The 16,619-nt window shown below is 61.6% G+C and carries 14 protein-coding genes; 8 read left to right on the top strand and 6 right to left on the bottom strand.

The annotated features are described in order from the left end of the window. The first annotated feature begins 200 nt into the window (after window positions 1-200). The 3 genes from ASD50_RS08845 to ASD50_RS08835 all read left to right on the top strand — a co-directional run bounded on the left by ASD50_RS08845 (window position 201) and on the right by ASD50_RS08835 (window position 2,506). Window positions 201-734, top strand: a complete 534-nt coding sequence (locus ASD50_RS08845) for a CoA-binding protein (RefSeq protein ID WP_056239166.1) — start codon at window positions 201-203, stop codon at window positions 732-734. Window positions 735-870: 136 nt separating this feature from the next. After that, window positions 871-2,154 carry an O-acetylhomoserine aminocarboxypropyltransferase gene (locus tag ASD50_RS08840; RefSeq protein ID WP_056239163.1) on the top strand — a complete coding sequence of 428 codons (1,284 nt, stop codon included), beginning with the start codon at window positions 871-873 and terminating at the stop codon, window positions 2,152-2,154. A gap of 1 nt (window position 2,155) precedes the next feature. After that, window positions 2,156-2,506: a cupin domain-containing protein gene (locus tag ASD50_RS08835; RefSeq protein WP_056239159.1), complete on the top strand. Its 351-nt coding sequence runs from the start codon at window positions 2,156-2,158 to the stop codon at window positions 2,504-2,506. Here the strand turns inward: ASD50_RS08835 and ASD50_RS08830 are convergent. After that, complete coding sequence (locus ASD50_RS08830; RefSeq protein ID WP_056239156.1) at window positions 2,496-3,746, bottom strand: cytochrome P450; 1,251 nt, start codon at window positions 3,744-3,746, stop codon at window positions 2,496-2,498. The two genes, ASD50_RS08835 and ASD50_RS08830, sit on opposite strands and share 11 nt — an antisense overlap. A 131-nt stretch (window positions 3,747-3,877) precedes the next feature. On the opposite strand from ASD50_RS08830, the gene ASD50_RS08825 reads away from it, so the two are divergent. The 5 genes from ASD50_RS08825 (at window position 3,878) to ASD50_RS08805 (ending at window position 10,485) form a co-directional block, all read left to right on the top strand. Next, entirely contained in the window at window positions 3,878-4,978 is a 1,101-nt protein-coding gene (locus tag ASD50_RS08825; protein ID WP_056239153.1) for an NAD(P)/FAD-dependent oxidoreductase, read from the top strand. 163 nt (window positions 4,979-5,141) lie between these two features. Continuing rightward, entirely contained in the window at window positions 5,142-5,774 is a 633-nt protein-coding gene (gene clpP / locus ASD50_RS08820; protein ID WP_056239148.1) for an ATP-dependent Clp endopeptidase proteolytic subunit ClpP, read from the top strand. Between the two features lie 288 nt (window positions 5,775-6,062). Beyond that, window positions 6,063-7,343, top strand: a complete 1,281-nt coding sequence (clpX, locus tag ASD50_RS08815) for an ATP-dependent Clp protease ATP-binding subunit ClpX (RefSeq protein WP_056239146.1) — start codon at window positions 6,063-6,065, stop codon at window positions 7,341-7,343. 262 nt (window positions 7,344-7,605) lie between these two features. Further along, window positions 7,606-10,017, top strand: a complete 2,412-nt coding sequence (lon, locus tag ASD50_RS08810) for an endopeptidase La (protein ID WP_056239134.1) — start codon at window positions 7,606-7,608, stop codon at window positions 10,015-10,017. 195 nt (window positions 10,018-10,212) lie between these two features. Next, the gene (locus ASD50_RS08805; RefSeq protein WP_056105095.1) at window positions 10,213-10,485 is read left to right on the top strand and encodes an HU family DNA-binding protein; all 273 of its coding nucleotides are present in this window, start codon (window positions 10,213-10,215) and stop codon (window positions 10,483-10,485) included. Window positions 10,486-10,595: 110 nt separating this feature from the next. Here ASD50_RS08805 and ASD50_RS08800 read toward each other — a convergent pair whose 3' ends face one another. From ASD50_RS08800 to ASD50_RS08780, 5 genes are read right to left on the bottom strand one after another with little or no spacing between them, the layout of a single operon-like run. After that, a complete protein-coding gene (locus ASD50_RS08800; RefSeq protein WP_056239131.1) occupies window positions 10,596-12,095 on the bottom strand; it encodes an aldehyde dehydrogenase family protein in 1,500 nt (499 codons plus the stop codon). A 54-nt stretch (window positions 12,096-12,149) separates the two neighbouring features. Next, on the bottom strand, window positions 12,150-13,748 hold the full coding sequence (locus ASD50_RS08795) for a GMC family oxidoreductase (RefSeq protein ID WP_056239128.1): 1,599 nt from the start codon (window positions 13,746-13,748) through the stop codon (window positions 12,150-12,152). Window position 13,749: 1 nt separating this feature from the next. Further along, on the bottom strand, window positions 13,750-14,550 hold the full coding sequence (locus ASD50_RS08790; protein WP_056239125.1) for an enoyl-CoA hydratase-related protein: 801 nt from the start codon (window positions 14,548-14,550) through the stop codon (window positions 13,750-13,752). Further along, window positions 14,547-16,178, bottom strand: a complete 1,632-nt coding sequence (locus ASD50_RS08785) for a GMC family oxidoreductase (protein WP_056239238.1) — start codon at window positions 16,176-16,178, stop codon at window positions 14,547-14,549. The genes ASD50_RS08790 and ASD50_RS08785 overlap by 4 nt, the downstream gene beginning before the upstream one ends. Then, window positions 16,175-16,606 carry a MaoC family dehydratase gene (locus tag ASD50_RS08780; protein ID WP_056239122.1) on the bottom strand — a complete coding sequence of 144 codons (432 nt, stop codon included), beginning with the start codon at window positions 16,604-16,606 and terminating at the stop codon, window positions 16,175-16,177. The genes ASD50_RS08785 and ASD50_RS08780 overlap by 4 nt, the downstream gene beginning before the upstream one ends. Window positions 16,607-16,619: the final 13 nt, after the last annotated feature.

Here is a 16,619-nt window from a genome sequence, read left to right as displayed (position 1 = left end):
CTATCTAAACGAGCGACCGAACGGCCGCCCGTCCTCCCGACCTCAATCGAGGTCAGTTCTTTGACAATGGCCAGGGCCGAAAGGCAGCGTGGCGATGAATAAGCACGAACTCCGATAGCCGTCTGGCCATCCTGCAATCATTCGCCTGCGCCTTCTGTCTCATTGACCGCAGGCGAAATCGGCTTCACAGACCGGCCATCATGAACCATGACGCTTACGACAACGCCTATATTTCCGGCATCCTCAATTCGGTGAAGACGGTCGCCATGGTCGGCGCCTCGGCCAACGACGTGCGGCCGAGTTTCTTTGTGCTGAAATACCTGCTCGCCAAGGGATTTTCGGTGTTTCCGGTCAATCCGGGCCATGCCGGCAAGGAAATCCTCGGCCGCATGACATATGCGAAGCTTTCCGACATCCCGGAGCCGATCGACATGGTGGACATCTTCCGCGCCTCCAACGCCGTGCCGCCGATCGTCGACGAGGCGCTGGCGCTGAAACCGCTGCCGAAAGTCATCTGGATGCAGTTGACCGTGCGCAACGACGAGGCAGCGGCCAAGGCCGAAGCTGCCGGCTTCAAGGTGGTGATGAACCGCTGCCCCAAGATCGAGTATGGCCGCCTGTCCGGCGAGATCGGCTGGAATGGCGTGAATTCCGGCGTGCTGTCGGCGAAAAAGCCGTTGATGCGGCCGGGTTTCCAGAGCTTCGGCGTGCGGCGGGTTGAAAATGGAGAATAGGATTTCCTGATGCGCCATATGGGCGGCTGTTTTATTCTAAACAGGGTGCACGGTGAGCATTTTCCCCTTTGCAATTGCATTTCTGCTGCCGGATGATAGCAACTGATTTCCAATCACGCTCTTTTGGAGGAATGAAATGTCGCAGGGGGCTCCCGGTTTTAACACGCTTGCCGTTCATGCGGGAGCAAAGCCCGATCCGGCAACTGGCGCGCGCGCCGTGCCGATCTACCAGACCACGTCGTTCGTGTTCGAGAACGCCGATCATGCCGCCTCGCTGTTCGGCCTGAAGGCGTTCGGCAACATCTACACCCGCATCATGAACCCGACGCAGGCGGTGCTGGAAGAGCGCGTCGCAGCCCTTGAAGGCGGCACTGCGGCGCTCGCGACCGCATCCGGCCAGTCGGCGCACCTTTTGACCTTCCACACGCTTTTGCAGTCGGGCGACAACTTCGTCGCGGCCCGCAAGCTCTATGGCGGCACCATCAACCAGTTCGCCACCTCGTTCCAGAGCTTCGGCTGGGATGTGCGCTGGGCCGACGTCAACGACCCGTCGAGCTTCGAGAAACTGATCGACAACCGCACCAAGGCGGTTCACATCGAAAGCCTTGCCAATCCGGGCGGCGAGTTCGTCGACATCAAGGCTATCGCCGACATTGCCCACAAGCACGGCCTGCCGCTGATCGTCGACAACACCTTGGCCTCGCCCTATCTGGTGCGGCCGTTCGAGCACGGCGCCGACATCGTCGTCCATGCGCTCACCAAGTTCATCGGCGGCCACGGCAACTCCATCGGCGGCATCATCGTCGATGGCGGCACCTTCGACTGGTCGAAGTCGGGCAAATATCCGCTTCTGTCGCAGCCGCGCCCCGAATATGGCGGCATGGTGCTGCACGAGACCTTCGGCAATTTCGCCTTCGCCATCGCCGCGCGCGTGCTTGGCCTGCGCGACCTCGGTCCGGCGATCTCGCCCTTCAACGCCTTCCTGATCCTGACCGGCCTCGAGACCCTGCCGCTGCGCATGCAGCGCCATTGCGACAACGCGCAGGCGGTCGCCGAATGGCTGTCGAAGCATCCGAAAATTTCGTGGGTGTCCTATCCGGGTCTCAAGGGAGACCAGAACCACGCGCTGCAACAGCGGTATTCGCCCAAGGGCGCGGGCGCGGTGTTCACCTTCGGCCTCAAGGGCGGCTACGATTCCGGCATCAAGTTCGTCGAGGGTCTCGAACTGTTCTCGCACCTCGCCAACATCGGCGACACCAAGTCGCTGGTCATCCACCCGGCCTCGACCACGCACCGCCAGTTGACCGAGGAGCAGCGCAGGGCTGCCGGCGCGGGCGATGAAGTGGTGCGCATCTCGGTCGGCATCGAGGACGTCAAGGATATCATCGCCGATATCGAGCAGGCCCTGGCCAAGGCCTGACATGGCCGAGCCCCGGTTCGTTTCCGTCGATCCCGCAGCCGTCGCGCCCGAACAGGGTGCGCCGGCTGAAGGCCGCCTGATTTCGGGCAATCCGACATTCCGCACATGGAATGTCGAGGAACGCGATGGCGGCCTTTATGCCGGCATCTGGGAAGCGACCCCCGGCAAATGGCGCATCGAATATGACGAATGGGAATTCTGCCATATCCTCTCCGGCGTCTCGGTGATTGCCGAGGACGGCGGAGAGGCCCGCACCGTGAAAGCCGGCGACAGCTTCATCCTCAGGCCCGGCTTCAAGGGAAGCTGGGAAGTGCTTGAAACGACTCGCAAGGAGTATGTCATCAAGCTTTGATGTTGAGCGTCTCCAGCCCGTGGAAATGATAGGTGTCGCGAAAGCGCGGCGTCTCGGCAAGCTGCAAATGGGGCAGGCGGTCGAACAGGGTTTTCAGCGACACCTGCAATTCCAGCCGGGCAAGCGGAGCGCCGACGCAGAAGTGAATACCGGCTCCGAACGTCACGTTCTTCTGGTCTGTCCGCTCGGGTGAAAACGCTTCCGGTTCTGCAAATGCCAACGGATCATAGTTGGCCATGCCAAGCAGCAGTCCGACCAGATCGCCCGGCTTGAGCGTCACGCCCGGCGCAATCTCCAGTTCCTCATAGGCATAGCGCGTGAACATGTGCAGCGGCGCATCGATGCGCACGCATTCCTCCACCACCTTTGCGGTGGCTTCGGGAGAGGTGAAGAAGCGCCGTGGATCGCCGCCCTGGGCAAGGATCGTACGCACACCATTGCCGGTCTGGTGTACCGTGGCTTCATGGCCGGCATTGAGCAGGAGGATGGTTGAAGAAATGAGTTCGTCTTCCGAGAGCCTCTGGCCATCTTCCTGCGCCGATATCAAAAGCGACAACAGGTCGTCGCCGGGATTTTGTCGCCGTTCCTTCGCATGTCGCCTGAGGAAATCGGCGAAATCGTTCGCAGCCCTGTTGGCCGTCTCCTCCACCTCGCGCGTGCGGCCATGCATGTACATCGCCACCATCTGGTGCGACCAGTCGAGCAGTTGCGGTCCCATTTCGACGGGAACGCCGAGCATTTCGGCGATGATGGTGATAGGCAGCGGCGCGGCGTAGGCACTCAGGAGATCGACTGGCGCGTGCGGCTCGAAGCGGTCGATCAGCTCGTTGGCAAGTACTTCGATACGCGGCCTCAGACGTTCGACCTGGCGAGAGACGAAGGCGCGGTTGACCAGCGTCCTGAGCCGCGTATGCACCGGCGGCTCCAGTTCGAGCAGCGAATTGGCCTCGATGGCATCGAAAGCCGCAAGATGCCGCCTGTCCGTCGCCGTTCCGCGCGTGTCAGGAACTCCGCCGGGATTCTGGCGGCCGAAGCGCCGGTCGCGCAGCAGCCGGTTGACGCTGTCGAAGCCGCCGAGGCACCAGAAGCCGAAATCCTCCCAGAAGAAGGCCGGGCTTGCGCCATGCAGCCAGCGATAGGCCTCGTACGGATTCTGCACGAAGGCCGGCTCATGCGGGTCGAGCCGCACGCGGCGCGTGGCCGGGTCATAGGCAAGATAGGTGGGCGGATTTGCCAGCATCGCCAAGCAATAGAACGGCGGGCGGGAAAGAGGAATGGGGCCAGATGCGAGGCAATCTGTTGGGCCAAATCTTGCCTGCCATGCGCCAGTCCGTATGGTGAGCGACCGACCAGAGGGCGAAAGGGATATTCATGCAGGTGATCGTGGTGGGGGCCGGGATAGCCGGCCTGTCTACGGCGTGGTCGCTGGCCAAGCGTGGTCACAGCGTTTCCATTGTCGAGCAGGGTCCAATTCCCAACCCGCTGGCGGCTTCCGGCGATCATCACCGCATCATCCGCCGCGCGTATCGCGCCGGTGCCGGATATGGCCAACTCATCACCGAGGCCTATGAGGCATGGGACGAGGTTTGGGCCGACATCGGCGAAAACCATCTCGATCAGCGCGGTTTTCTGTGCGTGTCGCGTGAGCCGGGCGACAAGGCCGAAGAATACCGCGAGGGCATGGAAGCCGGTGGCTTTCCGATCGATTTGCTGGATGCGGATGCGGCGGTAAAGCGCTGGCCGTTCCTTGAGGCGGGCTCCTTCCGCTACGCCTTTTGTTCGCCCGATGGCGGTGCGCTTCATTGCCGGCGCGTTGCCTCCGGCCTCGTCGGCTGGCTGCGAAAGCACGGCGTCAATGTCTATGAACACAGCAAGGTGACCAAAGTCGATCCGGACGCTGGCCGGGTCACCTTGGCAAGCGGCGAAACAATGCAAGCCGACCGCATTGTGGTCACTGCCGGAGCCTGGGTCCTGAAGCTCTTTCCCGAGCTTGGCGCGGAGTTGACCGCTTATCGTACTGCTGTCGTCTATCTGGAGCCGCCGGCAGACCTCAAGGCGGTCTGGGAGGCGGCGCCGGTCATTCTCGCAGTCGACGGCATCGACGGCTATATCATTCCGCCGACGCGCGGAACCGGCCTGAAGTTCGGCGCCAACATCCACAAGGTGGAAAGCAGCGATGCCGACTGGAACCGCCAGCCGGTGGAAGGCGAGGCCGAGGCTTTGCGCGACATCTTCCAGCCGCCGATTGAGCGGGCGAAGGATTACAAGGTGATCGAGCTTGTGACATGCGCCTATATCTTCACGGCAGACGAGAAGTTCCTGGCGCGCGAGTTTGGCAAGTGCCTCGTAGTATCGCCATGTTCGGGGCATGGCTACAAGTTTGGCGCGGCAGTTGGCCGGCGTGTGGCGGCGGGCGTGGACAGCGGCAATATAGACGGCCTGAAGCGCTGGCTGCGAGCTGAAGTCGAATGACAAGGCCTGCCGGCTTCGTTAACTGGCAACCTTAACAACGCCCGCAGAAGGGTCGGCCTTGCGCAAGGGTGAGGCGGCATCCTATTTACGGTGCGACGATAAACACCGATTCTGCCCGGCCTCTCGATTCCAACGCCGGACCACCTCGCCAAAGGGACAGTACATGAAGAACCCGATCGAAACCTACATGAACCTCGTTCCGATGGTGGTCGAGCAAACCAACCGTGGCGAACGCGCCTACGACATTTTCTCGCGGTTGTTGAAGGAACGCATCATCTTCATCACCGGTCCGGTGGAAGACGGCATGGCGACGCTGGTATGCGCCCAGTTGCTGTTTCTGGAAGCTGAGAACCCCAAGAAGGAAATCAACCTCTACATCAACTCCCCGGGCGGCGTGGTGACCTCGGGCATGGCTATCTACGACACCATGCAGTTCATTAAGCCTGCTGTGTCGACCCTGTGCATCGGCCAGGCGGCCTCGATGGGCTCACTGCTTTTGACGGCTGGTCACAAGGACATGCGCTTTGCAACGCCGAACGCCCGCATCATGGTTCACCAGCCTTCCGGCGGTTTCCAGGGTCAGGCATCGGACATCGAGCGCCATGCCCAGGACATCATCAAGTTGAAGCGCCGCCTCAACGAGGTCTATGTCACCCACACCGGCAAGGACTACGAGACGATTGAAAAGACGCTTGATCGCGACCATTTCATGACTGCGGACGAGGCCAAGGAGTTCGGCCTGATCGACAAGGTCATTTCGTCGCGTGAAGCCGCTGAGGCAGCTACTCAGGATTGATGGCAGGGCGCTACCTCACAAAGGCGTGCTTTTACGGCCATTTGCGGCATTTCGGCCACAATTTGCTGTTCCCTCGGCCCCTGCGATTGCCTACGTTAAGGCAATGTTGATTTTCGACGGCTTAGTTTCAAGCTGGGCTTAGGGAGTCATTGCCACGTTTTCTGATTTGTGTTTCGTACGGAATACGTTGCGGGCGCCAGAAGGGTGGCGGCGGCGGATCCCCGCGCTAGACTAGGTACGCGTCCTGTCAGCCAAACCATCGGCGGGCGGTCATGAAAGGACTGGAAGATGAGCAAGGTCAGCAACGGTGGCGGCGGCGGCGACTCCAAGAACACGCTTTATTGCTCGTTCTGTGGCAAGAGCCAGCATGAAGTACGCAAACTGATCGCCGGTCCAACGGTCTTCATCTGCGACGAGTGCGTCGAACTGTGCATGGACATCATCCGCGAGGAGAACAAGACCTCGATGGTGAAGTCGCGCGAGGGCGTGCCGACACCGCAGGAGATCCTGAAAGTCCTCGACGACTACGTGATCGGCCAACCCTACGCCAAGCGCGTCCTGTCGGTTGCCGTTCACAACCATTACAAGCGCCTGGCTCACGCCGGAAAGAGCAACGACGTCGAATTGGCGAAGTCGAACATCCTTCTGATCGGCCCAACCGGCTGCGGCAAGACGCTGCTGGCCCAGACGCTGGCTCGCATCATCGACGTGCCCTTCACCATGGCCGACGCCACGACGCTGACCGAAGCGGGCTATGTCGGTGAAGATGTCGAAAACATCATCCTCAAGCTGTTGCAGTCCGCCGACTACAATGTGGAACGTGCCCAAAGGGGTATCGTCTACATCGACGAGATCGACAAGATTTCCCGCAAGTCGGACAATCCGTCGATCACGCGCGACGTGTCGGGCGAGGGCGTGCAGCAGGCGCTGTTGAAGATCATGGAAGGCACGGTTGCCTCGGTGCCGCCGCAGGGCGGCAGGAAGCATCCGCAGCAGGAGTTCCTGCAGGTCGATACCGCCAACATCCTGTTCATCTGCGGTGGTGCGTTTGCCGGCCTCGACAAGATCATCTCCGACCGTGGCCGCAAGACCTCGATCGGCTTTGGCGCGACGGTTGCCTCGCCTGAAGATCGGCGCAGCGGCGAAATCTTCCGTCTGGTTGAGCCAGAGGATCTGCTGAAGTTCGGCCTGATCCCGGAATTCGTCGGCCGTCTGCCTGTGCTGGCGACGCTGGAAGACCTCGATGAGCCGGCCCTGATCCAGATCCTGACCGAGCCGAAGAACGCTCTCGTCAAGCAGTATCAGCGCCTGTTCGAGATGGAGAATGTCGACCTGACCTTCCACGAGAATGCGCTTTCGGCCATCGCCAAGCGCGCCATCGAGCGCAAGACAGGCGCACGCGGCCTGCGTTCGATCATGGAAGCGATCCTGCTCGACACCATGTTCGAATTGCCAGCCCTCGAAGGGGTGCGTGAGGTCGTCATTTCGGAGGAAGTCGTATCCGGAAATGCCCGTCCGCTCTATATCTACTCCGAGACCAAGGAGAAGAAGGGCAACGTCAGCGCCTGATTTTGCCCGGATGGCTTTGAAAAACGGCGCCGCGAGGCGCCGTTTTGCTATCATGGACCGGAATAGGGCAGATCAGCCGGCTATACGAATGAACTGGACCTTGATCTTTCGTGCATATGTATCCAACTAACTGTGGAAGGCCCCGGGCCGCATTCTGTGCTGTAAATCTCCGGCGACAATCGGTGGTAGGCGGAACGACCCGCGGTCGTTAATATAGGATTCGCGATTGGCTAATGAGCGGTCGTGAAGGAAAGGTTTGACAATGGCCAAAACAGCCCGGTCCCCCGGCAACGGCGTTTACGCAGTCCTCCCGCTGCGCGACATCGTGGTCTTTCCGCATATGATCGTGCCGCTCTTTGTCGGCCGAGAGAAGTCCATCAAGGCGCTCGAAGATGTGATGGGGCAGGAAAAGCAGATCCTGCTTGCCACGCAGATGAACGCTGCCGATGACGATCCCGAGCCCAACGCCATCTATGACGTCGGCACGCTCGCCAACGTCCTGCAGCTGCTGAAGCTGCCCGACGGCACCGTCAAGGTGCTGGTCGAAGGCACCTCGCGCGCCAGGATCGCATCGTTCACCGACCGTGCCGATTTCCATGAGGCGCATGCATCGGTTCTGGCCGAGCCGGCGGAGGAAGAAGTCGAGATCGAGGCGCTGGCGCGCTCGGTGGTCTCGGACTTCGAAAACTACGTCAAGTTGAACAAGAAGATCTCGCCCGAGGTGGTTGGTGCAGCCAGCCAGATCGACGATTATTCGAAGCTGGCCGATACGGTTGCCTCGCATCTCGCGATCAAGATTCCCGAGAAGCAGGAGATGCTGGGAACGCTCTCCGTCAAGGAGCGCCTTGAGCGCGCCATGGGCTTCATGGAGGCTGAAATCTCCGTGCTTCAGGTGGAAAAGCGCATCCGCTCGCGCGTCAAGCGCCAGATGGAGAAGACGCAGCGCGAGTACTACCTCAACGAGCAGATGAAGGCGATCCAGAAGGAGCTTGGTGAGGGCGAGGACGGCCGCGACGAGGCCGCCGAGATCGAAGCTCGCATCAAGAAGACAAAGCTGTCCAAGGAAGCCCGCGAAAAGGCGGAAGCCGAACTGAAGAAGCTGCGCACGATGTCGCCGATGTCGGCGGAAGCCACCGTAGTGCGCAACTATCTCGACTGGCTGCTGTCGATCCCGTGGGGCCGTAACTCCAAGGTCAAGCAGGATCTCAACTTCGCGCAGGACGTGCTCGATGCCGATCACTATGGCCTTGAAAAGGTCAAGGAACGCATTGTCGAGTATCTGGCCGTGCAGAGCCGCCAGAAGAAGCTGAAAGGCCCGATCCTGTGCCTCGTCGGCCCTCCCGGCGTCGGCAAGACCTCGCTTGGCAAGTCGATCGCGAAAGCAACCGGGCGCGAATTCATTCGCATGGCTCTCGGCGGCGTGCGTGACGAGGCCGAGATAAGAGGCCACCGCCGCACCTACATCGGCTCGATGCCCGGCAAGGTCATCCAGTCGATGAAGAAGGCCAAGAAGTCCAATCCGCTCTTCCTGCTCGATGAAATCGACAAGATGGGCCAGGATTTCCGTGGCGACCCGTCGTCGGCCTTGCTGGAGGTTCTCGATCCGGAACAGAACTCGACGTTCATGGACCACTATCTCGAGGTCGAATACGACCTGTCGAGCGTGATGTTCGTGACAACGGCGAATACGCTGAACATTCCGGGTCCGCTGATGGACCGCATGGAGATCATCCGCATCGCCGGTTACACCGAGGATGAAAAGGTTGAGATCGCCAAGCGGCACCTGATGTCGAAGGTGGTTCGCGACCACGCCTTGCAGCCGAAGGAGTTTTCGGTCACCGAGGATGCCATTCGCGGCATCATCCAGACCTATACCCGCGAGGCAGGCGTGCGCAGCCTTGAGCGCGAGCTGATGAAGCTTGGGCGCAAGGCCGTGACCGAGATTCTGAAGACCAAGAAGAAGTCGGTGAAGATCACCGCGGACAACTTGGCGGATTATCTCGGCGTCCAGCGCTATCGCTTCGGCATGGCGGAGACCGACGATCAGGTTGGCGTCGTGACCGGCCTGGCATGGACCGAGGTCGGCGGCGAGTTGCTGACGATCGAAGGCGTCATGATGCCCGGCAAGGGCCGCATGACGGTCACCGGCAACCTGAAGGACGTGATGAAGGAATCGATTTCGGCGGCGGCCTCCTACGTCCGCTCGCGCGCTATCGATTTCGGCATCGAGCCGCCCTTGTTCGACAAGCGCGACATTCACGTCCACGTTCCGGAAGGGGCCACCCCGAAGGACGGTCCGTCGGCAGGCGTTGCCATGGCCACCGCAATCGTCTCGGTGCTGACCGGCATTCCGGTCAAGGCCGACGTTGCGATGACCGGCGAAATCACGCTCAGGGGCAGGGTGCTGCCCATCGGCGGCCTGAAGGAAAAGCTGCTTGCAGCTCTTCGCGGCGGCATCAAGAAGGTGCTTATTCCGGAAGACAACGCCAAGGATCTGGCGGAAATTCCGGACAACGTGAAGAACGGCATGGAGATCATTCCGGTCAGCCGTGTCGGCGAGGTCCTTCGCCACGCCCTGGTCAGGATGCCCGATCCGATCGAATGGGTTGAGCCGGCCGAGACGCCTGCGTCGGTCGACGCGACAGACGACGCTGGCAAGGGTCTAGCGCATTAGCAATTGCTAACGCTGCATTGCGATAAACCTAAAACCGGGCCTCGCGCCCGGTTTTTGGCATCAAAAGCCCGGAAAACAGGGGATTTCTCGGTGTTTGCGGCGCAATTTTGCTTGGTTGCTGCAACTCTTCTTCTTAAAGTCCGTTTCCTGCCGGATGAGTCTTTCGTCCCGGTTTTCTCATGGAAGGGAAACTATATGAACAAGAACGAACTGGTGTCCGCTGTCGCCGATGCCGCGAAAATTTCGAAGGGTGACGCGCAGTCGGCGGTTGATGCGGTATTTTCCGTCATCACCGGCGAATTGAAGAAGGGCGGCGATGTCCGGCTTGTCGGCTTTGGAAATTTCACCGTGTCCAAGCGTGCTGCTTCCACCGGCCGCAATCCTCAGACCGGCGCAGAGGTCAAGATTCCGGCCCGTACCGTGCCGAAGTTCTCTGCCGGCAAGGGCTTGAAGGACGCGGTCAATTAATCCGCTTTCATCGCAATTCCTGAAAAGCCGGGCTCGCCCGGCTTTTCTTTTGTGCGAGGGGCAGATTGATCAATATCTGCCACCGTACCGCATGTACTTGGAAATGGCCGTTACGAAACCCAGTGGTCGCGGCTGCCGAGGGCGATATGGATCGACTTGACCTCCATATACTCCTCGACGCCGTACATGCCGGTATCGCGCCCTATGCCCGACTGCTTGAAGCCGCCGATTGGCATTTCGGGGCCGCCGGTAATCGTGGTGTTGATCCATGTGCGCCCGGCCTGGATACGCCGGATGGTGCCAAGCGACTTGTCCAGATTGGAACTCCAGACGCTGGCGGCGAGGCCATAGGCGTTGTCGTTGGCAAGCTCGATCGCCTCCTCCTGCGTCTCGAAGGTAATCATCGCCAGGACCGGTCCGAAAATCTCCTCACGCGCCACGGCCATGTCGTTGGTGACGTCGGCAAGCAGCGTCGGATGGATGAAGCGGCCGGCTTTGCTGGCCACTGAATCGCCGCCACAGGCAAGACGCGCGCCTTCCTCGCCGCCTTTGCGGATATAGCCGAGGATCTTGTCGTTATGGGCGGCAGACACAATGGCGCCCAGTTGTGTGCGCGGGTCGAGCGGATCGCCGATGCGCACCCGTGAAAACTTCTCGACCAGCAGTTTCTCGAACTCCGCGGCCACCGACTTCTCGACGATAAGCCGGCTGCCACTGACGCAACACTGGCCGGCATTGTGGCAGATGCCGAACACGACGCCGTCGGCGGCGTCATCGAGGTTGGCATCGGCAAACACGACCTGTGGGCTTTTGCCGCCGAGTTCGAGCCCGACCTTCTTGAAGTTGCTGGCCGAAGCAAGCAGCGCATGCCGGCCAACGGCCGTCGAGCCGGTAAACGACACCTGGTCGATACCCATGTGTTCGGTGATTGCCTGGCCGATCTCCGGCCCGGTGCCGGTGACGACGTTGAAGACACCGTCGGGAAGCCCGGCTTCGGTCAGGATCTCGGCCATGATCAGCGTGGTCGCCGAGGTCATCTCGGAGGGCTTGGCAACGATTGTGCAGCCTGCGGCCAGCATGAAGGGGATGCGTTCGGCTAGGATGAAGAACGGGAAATTCCAGGGCGTGATCAGGCCGACGACTCCGACCGGCTCGCGGGTGACGATGCCGAACAGCTTGTCGCCCAGATTGTTGAAGCTGTCGCCATGCAGGCAGCGCGCAGCACCAGCGCCGTATTCGTAGATGCCGGCCGCGCCTTCGATCTCGGCGCGCGACTGCGAGATTGGCTTGCCGGTCTCCAGCGTTTCCCAATAGGCTAGTTCCTCGGCGCGTGCGCGAATGCCGGCCGCAGCCTTGAGCAGCACGGTTGCCCGGTCCGCGCCGGAGATGCCTGACCAGACACGGCTGTTGAAGGTCTTGCGCGCCACGGCAACCGCGTCATCGAGGTCCTTGCGCGTGCACAGCGTGATGCGCGTCACCGGCACATCATGGCCGGGGCTGAGCCGCTCCATGGTTTCGCGCTTGCCGGTTGCAATCCAGCGGCCACCGACATGAAAGCCGAATTCGCGTGGCGCGGCCGGCAGGGAAAGGGTTGGGCTTTTCGCATCCATCGTTTCTGCTCCTGAGTTTGGTGACCGCTCTGCCGGAGCGGCCGGTTGGCGCAACTATAAGCTTGCCTTGACCAGATCGGCGCCTTTTTCGGCGAGAGCCATGGTCGGGCCGTTGGTGTTGCCGCTGGTGAGTTTCGGCATGACCGATGCATCGATGACGCGAAGCCGCTCGATGCCACGCACCTTCAAGCTGGGATCGACGACTGCGGCTTCGTCCACGCCCATCTTGCAAGTGCCGACCGGGTGGTAGTCGCAGCAGGCGTACTGGCGCGCATAGGCCATGATCTCTTCGTCCGACTGGGCTCCGGGTCCCGGCAGCCGCTCATTGTCGATGAGATGGGAAATGGCGCTTTGCGACAGCACCTCGCGGATGATCTGGACCGACTTGACCGCCATGGCGCGGTCCTTCGCCTCGCCAAGGTAATTCGGGTCGATCAGTGGCTCGTCTGCGGGATCGGCTGAGCGCAGGCGCACGGTTCCCCGGCTTTCCGGTCTCAGGAAGGTCGAATTGACGGTGAAGCCATGGCCGGGGATCGTCGTCTGGCCGCCGCGCACTACCGTACCCGGCGCAACGTGGATTTGCAGGTCAGGCCGGGTCGCGCCGTCGCTCTTGAAGAAGCCGCCACCCTCGACAATGACCGAGGCAGCTGGCCCGCTGCGATAGAGTAGCCACTGGATGCCATGCGGGATCGAGCGCGGAAATTTGTCATGGCCGTCGTAGCTGATGCGCTCCTTGGTGCCGACATGCACGTTTGTGCATAGATGGTCCTGAAGGTTCCTGCCGACGCCGTTCAATTCGTGCACCGGCTTGATGCCAAGTGCTTTCAACTCGTCTGCAGGCCCGATACCGGACAGCATCAGCAGGCGTGGCGAGTTGATCGCACCGCTAGCCACCAGCACCTCGCGCTCGGCCCGCTCCGTCCGCAGCGTGTGCCCTTCAGCAAGCTCGACGCCGACGGCCCGTCCTCCTTCAACGACGATGCGCACCACGCGTGCGCCCGTCCTGACCGTCAGGTTACGGCGCGCTTTGACAGGATGCAGGTAGGAGACGGCGGCGGAGCGGCGGCGGCCATGGCGGCAGGTCACCTGATAGAGCCCGGCGCCATATGGCGTCTCGCCATTGAAATCGGAATTGTAGGGCAGGCCATATTGCTGCACCGCGCGCACGAAGGCGCGGCTGATCGGGTGCGGCGAAATCTGGTCCGAAACCCATAGCGGCCCGCCTTCGCCATGATAGCGGTCGGCCAGCCGGTCATTGTCCTCGGACTTGCGGAAATAGGGCAGGATGTCCTCGTAACCCCAGCCGGCGTTGCCGAGCTCGGCCCAGTGGTCGTAATCCTCCTTCTGGCAGCGAATGTAGATCATGGCGTTGATCGAACTCGATCCGCCCAGCGTCTTGCCCTGCGGATACCAGATCTCGCGATTGTCGAGGTTTTTCTGCGGCACGGTGTGGAAACGCCAGTTCACGCCCGGACCGAACAGCTTGCCGAGACCGCCGGGTATGTGGATCATCGGGTTCCAGTCACGGCTGCCCGCCTCCAGCAACAGCACTCGCACCGATGGGTCTTCGCTCAACCGGTTGGCAAGCACGCAGCCGGCCGAACCGGCCCCGACGATGATGTAGTCCCAGGCGCTCGTCTGCCGGCTTGCCATGTCAGCGTCCGTTGAAATCGGGTTTGCGTTTTTCTGCAAAGGCGCGCAGTCCTTCGACACGATCCTCGGTATCGAAGGCTTCCACGGTCAGGCGATGCTCGAACTCCAGCCCCTCTTTGAGCGGCAGGTCGGCGGCCGCACGCACCGCGTGCTTGGCAAAAGGTGTGACGGCGACCGACATGGCGGCGATTTCGCCGGCGATTCCGAGCGCCCGAGCCATCAGCGCTTCAGGCGGAACCACTTCGCTGATCAGCCCCTTGCGTTCGGCAAGGGCTGCATCGACCGTCATTCCGGTCAGCACCATCTGCATGGCGAAGGATTGTCCGACAAGGCGCGGCAAGCGCTGCGTGCCGCCATCGCCCGGAAACGAGCCGATACGGATTTCCGGCGTGGCGAACTTGGCCGCATCGCTGGCGATGATGATGTCGCACAACAGCGCCAGTTCCAGCCCGCCACCCATCGCATAGCCGTTGACGGCCGCGACAAGCGGCTTCCTGAACGCTTCGATACCTTTCCAGACCGAAAGTCGTTCCGGGTCGGCGTAGGAGGCGACGCCACGCGCCAGCATATCGCTGATATCCGCGCCCGCCGCGAAGGCACGGCCAGCGCCGGTCAGCACCACGCAGCCAACAGATTGATCGGCTTCCACTTCCACCAGCCGGTCGAGAAGCTGGCCGAGCAGTTCCTTGGACAAGGCATTGAGCTTTTCCGGGCGGTTGAGCGTCAGCACGACGACGCCGGGGCGAGGGCGCTCGGCAATCACCAATTCCGATACCGGTGCGGGAGCCTTTGAAACGGTCATGCGGCCTGTCCTTCGCTTGTCTCGGTCCGGTTGCCGCGCAGGAAATCAGAGGCCCGCTCGCCGATCATGATCGACGGCGCATTGGTATTACCCGAGACAAGGCGCGGCATGATCGAGGAGTCGGCCACCATCAGGCCGTCGACACCATGAACCCTCAGTTGTGGGTCGACAACCGCCATCTCGTCCAGCCCCATCTTGCAGGTGCCGACCGGATGATAGCCGGAGCGCGCTTCGCGCCGAACGTAAGCTTCGTAGCCCGCGCGCGTTGTAACCTCGGGGCTCGGCATGAACCGGTTGGCGATGTCTTTCGCCATCGCGGGCTGGGCCATGATTTCCTCGCCGATCTCCAGCGATTCCACGGTGCGGTCGAGGTCGTAGCGTTCGGCAAGGAAATTGGGATCGATGCTCGGCGCGACGCCGGGATCTGCACTTTTCAGGGTCACCGACCCGCGCGAGCGTGGGTGCAGGAAATAGGCGTTCAGCGTGCAGCCATTGCCGGAGGAATGGCTGTCGGTAACTGCCTCGATGCCGGTGCCGGCGAGGAAATGGAATTGCAGGTCGGGCTGGGCAAGCGTGCTGCTTGTTGCCCAGAAGGCGCCGCCCTCGACCACCGTGGCGCTGACCGGACCGTTGCGGAATGCGGCGTACTGGATACCGGCCCAAAGCTGGCGGTGTGGCTTGCGATAGGCATCGTAGCTGGTGATGCCTTTCAGATTGTACATCAGGAAGACATCGAGATGGTCGTGCAGGTTCTGGCCGACGCCCGGCAGGTCGGCCTTCACCTCGATGCCGTGGCTGGCAAGGTGCGCGGCTGGCCCGATGCCGGACAGCATCAGGAGCTTGGGCGAGTTGATCGCGCCGGCCGTCACGATGACCTGGACGTCGGCATTCGCTTCGACCGGGCGGCCGTTTTCGGCATATTCGACGCCGACAGCACGGCCTTTCCTCAAGACGATGCGACGAACAAGGACGCCGGTGCGCAGCGTCAGGTTCTTGCGGCCGCGGGCCTTGCCGAGATAGCCGACGGCAGCGCTGCAACGGCGACCGTTGCGGTTCGTCACCTGATAGAGGCCGCAGCCGCTCTGGGCCGCTCCGTTGAAGTCGGCATTGTAGGGCATGCCGTATTCCTGGCACGCCTGCACGAACACTTTGGAGAGCGGGTGTGTGTGGCGCTGGTCGGAAACGCCGAGCGGGCCTTCCGTTCCGTGATAGGCTCCGGCCAGACGCTCGTTTGCCTCCGAGCGTTTGAAGTAGGGTAACACCTCGCGATAGGACCAGCCGGGGCAACCCATATCGACCCAGCCGTCATAATCCTCGGCACTGCCACGGATATAGACCTGTGCGTTGATGGAACTGCCGCCGCCCAGCACGCGTGCCTGCGCATAGGCCGGCGTGATGCCTTCCTGGCGCTGTTGTGCGGCGAGCTCGAAGCCCCAGGTGAGCGGTCCCTTGGTTGTCTTGTAGTAGCAGACCGGCAAGTGGATGTAGGGGCTGCGGTCGGCAGGGCCGGCTTCGAGCAGAAGCACGCGGCGATCTGGATCTTCGCTGAGCCGGCTGGCCAGCGCGCAACCGGCTGAGCCGCCGCCGACAATCACATAATCATAGGTTTTTGCCGCAGCTGGCGTCATGACACCCATTTCAGGATATGTTCGCCGACACAGACCAGATCGCCGGTCTGGTTGGTGATGGTGATGGCCGAGCGCGTCCGCCGCCGATCGGCATCCACTTCCTTGACGGCGTAGCGCAGCCTCAGCCGGTCGCCGATGTAGACCGGCTTGATGTAGCGGATACCGTCATAGCCAAGCGAAACCGGCGTTTCGGTCGCCCGCACGTTGGGCACCCGCTCCACGATCTCGGTGGAGCAGGCCGACATATAGGCGACCAGCATCGCGCCGTGGGCGATGCGCCCCTTGTAGGTGGAACCAGCCATCTCGCCTTCATCGACATGGTTGGGCGAATGGTCGCCGCTGAGGTCGGCAAAGGTATTGACGGCTTGCTCGGTCACCTCGCGATCGAGGCTGACTTCGTCGCCGACCTTGAGATAGAAATCAGCCATTCGAGGCTCCCGA

This window comes from Mesorhizobium sp. Root552, assembly GCF_001427285.1.
Lineage (GTDB): Bacteria > Pseudomonadota > Alphaproteobacteria > Rhizobiales > Rhizobiaceae > Mesorhizobium.
This window is presented reverse-complemented; position numbering and strand designations above follow the sequence as displayed.